This window comes from Corynebacterium sp. HMSC035E02 (genome assembly GCF_001836065.1).
Taxonomy (GTDB): domain Bacteria; phylum Actinomycetota; class Actinomycetes; order Mycobacteriales; family Mycobacteriaceae; genus Corynebacterium; species Corynebacterium hiratae.
Genome location: NZ_KV827344.1, coordinates 1 through 293 on the forward strand (window position 1 = coordinate 1; position 293 = coordinate 293).

Here is a 293-nt window from a genome sequence, read left to right on the forward strand (position 1 = left end):
GGCTGCTCAACCGTGACAGTCACCGTGGCATCATCAGTCGAACCATCCGGATAAGTCACCTTAACCGGAACCTCAATCTTCGTACCAGGCTCAGCGCCCTCAGGAATGGTCACCTTGACGGAACCATCCTCGTTAACGGTCACACCCTCCGGCGCGCCCTCGCCCTTTTCAAACTTGGTGCCCTCCGGCGGAGTGGTCTCCTTGCCGTCGCCGTCCTTAAACGTCGGCTTCTTAATCTCGACGTCATCACCCGGCTTACCAGAGCCGTTCTCATACTCAGGAGTGTACTGGTC

1 protein-coding gene is annotated in these 293 nt (G+C 57.7%); it reads right to left on the bottom strand.

Annotated features, from left to right (window positions below):
• The coding region (locus tag HMPREF2635_RS07055) for a YPDG domain-containing protein (protein WP_198531321.1) at positions 1 to 293 on the bottom strand (293 nt) is incomplete at both ends.